Raw genomic sequence first — 5,168 nt, 5'->3', positions numbered from 1 at the left:
GCTCCTGGCGGTGTGGAGTTTTTTGCCGACGTCTCCCGTATCCTTGATGAGGCGAGCCTCCACGCCCATGGCGATGTCCTCGTCCTCCACGGTGAAGCGGATCGTTCCGGCATCCAGCCCCTCGCGAATCCTCTCGAGGCCGGCGACGATCGCATCCCGTTCGGCCTCCGTCACGATGCCCTGTTTCGCCAGCATGGTGACGTGGGCGATGCTCCCCTCGATGTTCTCGCGGTATGCCCTCACGTCGAAGCCGATGGAGGCGTTGAACTCCTTGACGAGTTGGTCCATGTCCTTCTCAAACCTTCCAGCCCATAAAGCCATTGAGCGTCCTCCTTCATCACTATCACACGATTTTCAGATCACCTGCACCGCTCGGCCTGAGAGCCGGCGTCAGTCCCTCTTGAGGAATGCCGTCATGCAGTGGACGCTCCCTCGGCCCTTGTTCAGCTCCGAAAGGTCGAGCACGTCGACCTGGATGCCGTTTCTCTCCAAAAGCTCCACGGCCTGGGGTGCCTGGTTGCTGGTGACGACGTGACCGTTGTCGATGGCTACGAAGTTCGTGGCGTACCCGTATTTCGTTTCGGTCAGGGAGGGCGTTTCCAGGACATTGAAGCCTTTCTTCTTCAGCCGGTCCACCACCTCGTAGGGGACCTGCATGGCGTGGAGCAGTACGGTGTCCTCGCTCGCGATGTTCAGCAGGCCGTCGATATGGCAGTGCCCGTACGGTATCTGCATGGGGATGATGTCGGTCACCCCCTGTCGGGTCAGCTCCGACGCCATCTGGTCATAGCCGCTGCGGTTGGCCCGTACCGACAGGGAGAGGATGACGCAGCGTCGGTCCACCCACATGGCGTTGGCCCCCTCGAAGAGCCCATCTCCGGCGATGGTCTTGACGATGGGGATGCCCAGGTCGGCGCAGGCCTGCGCCACGTAGCGCTCCTCGCCGCGGCGCTCCGCCATGCCCAGGCGACAGATGATGGCGCCCTCCGGCGTCATGAAGAGCTTGTCCCTGCAGAACACGGCGTTGGGCCGGTCCTCACGGACGCCGGGGGTGTAGAACACCTGGATGCCGTGGTCCCTGTAGTACTGCGCCAGAGCGTCGTGCTGGCTGCGGAATTTCTCGGGGTCCACTGCCTCTCGGAAGCGGACCGCCCCCGGGTCAAAGCCCTCGACCTCCTTGCCCGGCCTGTGGAGCAGGACGGACCTCAGCCTGGAGTACTCCGAGGAGCAGCCCCAATCGCCCCCCCAGAACTCCTTGAAGTCCTCCTCGATGCGGGTTTCCAGGGGGAACCATCGCTCGCCGGGAATGGCCTTGACGTTGGCCATCTCCTGTCCGTGTGCTAGCTGAGCGTCCAGGTCGATCATCGTTTTCGCTATGTTCGGCATCTTACCGTTGTCCTTTCAGAGGTTTTTTCCCGCTTCACCGCCGGGCACTCTGATCTGTCCTATCTTACGGACGGACGCCTTGTGCAGGACGTAGACCGTTGCGGTCAGCGCCACTGCGCCGAGGACGAGCATGATTGCGCTGGGGAGCCATCCGGCGACGAGGAACAGGACGCCACTGATCGCTGCGCAGGTGGTTCCGTAGGGCATCTGGGTTTCAAAGTGGTCGATGTGGTCGGAGGCCGCGCCGATGGACGCCAGGATGGTGGTGTCGGAGATGGGCGAGCAGTGGTCGCCGTACAGGCCGCCGCTGATGATGGCTGCTGACGTCAGGGGAAGGGACACGTTCAGGCTGATGGCCATGGGAAGCCCGATGGGGAACAGGACGGCCATGGTGCCCCAGGAGGTCCCGGTGGCGAAGGACATGATGGCGCCGATGAGGAAGAGGAGAAGGGGCAGGATGGAGGGGTTGAGCCAGCCCTCGGTGACGCGGAGGAGGTAGCCCGCCGTGCCCATCGCGCTGGAAACGCCGGACAGGGACCAGGACAGGACCAGCACCACGCACATGAACATCATGTTGGCCCAGCCGCCGCTGATGATGCTGAGGCAGCGGTTGAAGCTGAAGATCTTTTCCAGGACGCAGATGACGATCAGGACGATGGTCCCGACCATAAATCCTGCTGCGACGCCCGTTCGGATTTCCGATCCGGCTACCTTGGTGTGCCAGAGGCCTTTGTAAGTCAGGTACGAGAACATGACGGTCAGGAGCACGACGAGGGGAACCACCATGGTGTAGATCTTCGGGGTCACGCCTGCCGGCAGGTCGTCGGCCTGAGCCTCCGCCCGCATGGGGGTACCGCCAGCACGAATGGTTTCGCCCGCTTTCATCGCCCTGTTCTGCGCCCTGAGCATGGGGCCGTAGTCCCACTGCGTGACGGCCATCAGTCCGGCCATGAAGAGCGTCAGGACGGCGTAGAAGTTCAGGGGAATGGCGGCCATGAACACGCTGAGGTCCGTCGAGGTTGTGATCCCTGCCTTGTCCAGCTCCGGCTGAATCAGGGACATGGTGTAGACGCCCCAACCGATGATGGGGATCAGGGCGCAGATGGGGGAGGTGGTGCAGTCCAGGATGTAGGAGAACTTTTCCCTGGACACCCGAAGCTTCTCCGCCAGAGCCTCGAAGATGGGGCCGACGATGAGGGAGTTCCCGTTATCGGTAAACCAGATGGCAAGCCCGCCGAGCCAGATGCCGGTTTCGCACTTGGCCCGGGTGTCGATGCGCCGCGTGACCGCCGAGGTGAAAGCGCTGGCGCCGCCGGACTTCGTCAAGAGCGCGACGAATCCACCGATGACCACCATCATGAAAAGCGCCTGCATGTTGATGTCCTCTGCGACGGCGTTGAACATGTAATCGTGGATCATGCGGGTGAGTCCGAGAAAGGGGTTCCAGTCTGCCAGGATCACGGAGCTGACGAACACGGCGACGAAAAGGGAAACGATGATGTTCTTCGTGAGCACCGCCAGCGCGATGGCGAGCACCGGCGGAACCAGCGACAAAAAGCCATAGTCCACGTACAGCACCTCCTTGAAGAATGCCGGGGCGATGATCTCCCCCGGATGACGAAAGCCGACGAACAAGAGCACAGGTCCGGAAACGCTGCCTTTGTAGATGTTTCCTCCCTTCTTGGGGCCATGCAGCGGACCGACGTCCCGACAAAGGGCGGGGCGCTTTTGACCTTCGCATCATTATAGGGCCATAACGTCAATTCCTCAAGGCGATAGGAATATCTTGCGTTTGCTGGGATGTGAAACGCGAGTGAAATAATCTTCGGGCAGGAGAAATTTTTAAAAACGGATCGTTCGTCTATCTCCGCCTTCAGATTTACAATCTAGCATCTTCAGTCAATATAATATCTATCAATCTATTGATTTGTGAAGATTCCTTTAGGCCCGTCTTGCACCATATTGCAAAGTGTTCGCAGTTATTGGTGACAAGGTTATATTCCTCCTTGCCCAATTCACCTCTGGCCCGTCTGACGGTCTCCTCGCCGGAGTAGAGATGATAACCTGACGCTCTCTTTTTCTTTGACCATTCCTACAGGGACCGTAGCAACCTTTTTAGTGAATTTCTCTCGAATGAATCCAAGTTTGGCGCAACACTTTGAGAGCAGGGAATGGGTACTTCAGTTGTGGGGAGACGACCAAGTTGATCAACGTTGTCCAATTCCTTTGGAAAAAGGCAAACCTTCACTTTACACGCCCCATTCAAAAACTCCTTGAGAGATGTCTCTCGCACCTTGCCCTTGAAATCGTTCGGGCCTTCAGCTCCAGTATAGTGAATAACCTTGCCCTTGCCTTTGTTAACATAGACTCCGTAATGATAATAAAATTTCCGATCGACCTTGATAACATCCCCGTTTTTAAGCGTCTCCGACGATGACTTATTCCTTCTGTTAAAAATAAAAAATGGCATAAATTCATCTCCTTTTTGTGTAGTTCATTGTACTGCATAGTTTTTATCTTTCTCAACTTCTTGTTTACTATGTCCTCTGTGCGAAATCCCAAATCCACAGGAACGCAAAGCACGGGCAAGGTGAGGAACTGATTTGCACGCAAGGGTAAAGGTCAGGCTGAACCAAGTCAAAATTTGCCCACAGCGCTGAGGTTGCCTTCCCAAAAAGCCCCGCGATACGGCACGACCTGTCAATTCTTGCCCCGCGACATCAGCACGACCGTTTCCACGTGGGCCGTCTGAGGGAACATGTCGAAGGCGCGGACGGTTTGAAGCCGGTAGCCGTGCCCGGAGAGAATCTTGCAGTCGCGGGCCAGCGTCGCGGGGTTGCAGGACACGTAGACCACCCGCGGCGCCCCGAAGCGGGCCACGGCCTCCAGCACCGGGCGGGCGCAGCCGTCGCGCGGCGGGTCCATCACCACGGCGCCATAGCCTCCGTGAAGCTCCTCCACCACGTCCTCCGCACGGCCGCAGAGCGTCCGCACGTTCAGGCCGTTGGCCTTCAGATTGCGCTCCGCCATCTGCACGGCGCTGCGCCATTCCTCCACGCTGGTGACGGCGCCGCGCTCCGTTAGGTAACAGGTCATGGAGCCGACGCCGCTGTAGAGCTCCAGGAGCTCCCCCGCGTCCTCCGCCTGCTGGACGGCGTAGCGGAAGAGGCGTTCCGCCTGAGCCGTGTTCACCTGAAAGAAGGAGGTGGTGTCGAAGGCCAGGGTCCATGGACCCAGCTTCTCTGCAATGCGGCCGTCTCCCGACAGGGCCTCCGTGTGGGGGCCCAGGATGACGTTGCCGGGGCGCGAGTTGTGGTTCAGCGTCAGCGTCGTGGGGCGGGCTCTGGCGCCCAGGACGGCCAGCGCCTTGATGCCCCGCGCGGCGAGGCGTCCGTTCAGGACGAAGGACAGGAGGGTCTGGCCCGTGTTGAGGCCCGCGCGCATCACGATGTGGCGCAGCTTGCCCTCCTGCGTCCGCTCGTCGTAGCCGTCGAAGGGCAGGTCCTTCAAGCCGCCCAGCACGGTACGGTAGAGGGCGTTCAAGGGCGCAGCGTTGACGGGGCACTCCTGAAGCCGCTCCAGCCGGTGGGTGCCCGCACGGTAGAAGCCCGTGACGATCTGCCCGTGGATGGACTGCACGGGAAAGGAGGCCTTGTTGCGGTAGCCCCAGCTCTGGGGCGAGGGCACGCACTCCAGCCCATTCAGGAGGTCGGGGGAAAAGCCGCCGATGCGCGTCATGGCGTCGCGGACCAGATCGGCCTTCAGCTTCAACTGCAGGGGAT

The 5,168-nt window shown here is 60.1% G+C and carries 5 protein-coding genes and 1 pseudogene; all 6 read right to left on the bottom strand.

Annotated elements, in window-relative coordinates:
* A partial coding sequence (locus Q0629_RS08515) for a lyase family protein (protein ID WP_298781395.1) occupies positions 1–321 on the bottom strand: 321 nt, incomplete at its 3' end.
* Between the two features lie 69 nt (positions 322–390).
* A complete protein-coding gene (locus Q0629_RS08510) occupies positions 391–1,386 on the bottom strand; it encodes an arginine deiminase family protein (RefSeq protein ID WP_298781393.1) in 996 nt (331 codons plus the stop codon).
* A 15-nt stretch (positions 1,387–1,401) separates the two neighbouring features.
* Positions 1,402–3,027 carry a Na+/H+ antiporter NhaC family protein gene (locus tag Q0629_RS08505; protein WP_298781390.1) on the bottom strand — a complete coding sequence of 542 codons (1,626 nt, stop codon included), beginning with the start codon at positions 3,025–3,027 and terminating at the stop codon, positions 1,402–1,404.
* A gap of 238 nt (positions 3,028–3,265) precedes the next feature.
* Positions 3,266–3,451, bottom strand: a pseudogene (locus Q0629_RS10195) (lecithin retinol acyltransferase family protein); the annotation flags it as partial.
* Between the two features lie 27 nt (positions 3,452–3,478).
* Complete coding sequence (locus Q0629_RS10190) at positions 3,479–3,856, bottom strand: lecithin retinol acyltransferase family protein (protein WP_366123266.1); 378 nt, start codon at positions 3,854–3,856, stop codon at positions 3,479–3,481.
* A gap of 230 nt (positions 3,857–4,086) precedes the next feature.
* On the bottom strand, positions 4,087–5,168 hold a 1,082-nt coding region (rlmD, locus tag Q0629_RS08500), incomplete at its 5' end, for a 23S rRNA (uracil(1939)-C(5))-methyltransferase RlmD (protein ID WP_298781387.1).

The organism is uncultured Fretibacterium sp., assembly GCF_938030725.1.
In the GTDB taxonomy this organism is placed as follows: domain Bacteria; phylum Synergistota; class Synergistia; order Synergistales; family Aminobacteriaceae; genus Fretibacterium.
Note: the sequence above shows the minus strand (reverse complement) of the source record. Positions and strands in the feature narration are given on the sequence as shown.

Excerpts from the sequence above, each read along its gene's own strand:
- Q0629_RS08510 (WP_298781393.1), bottom strand. The coding sequence starts at position 1,386 with ATGCCGAACATAGCGAAAACGATGATCGACCTGGACGCTCAGCTAGCA.
- Q0629_RS10190 (WP_366123266.1), bottom strand. The coding sequence starts at position 3,856 with ATGCCATTTTTTATTTTTAACAGAAGGAATAAGTCATCGTCGGAGACG.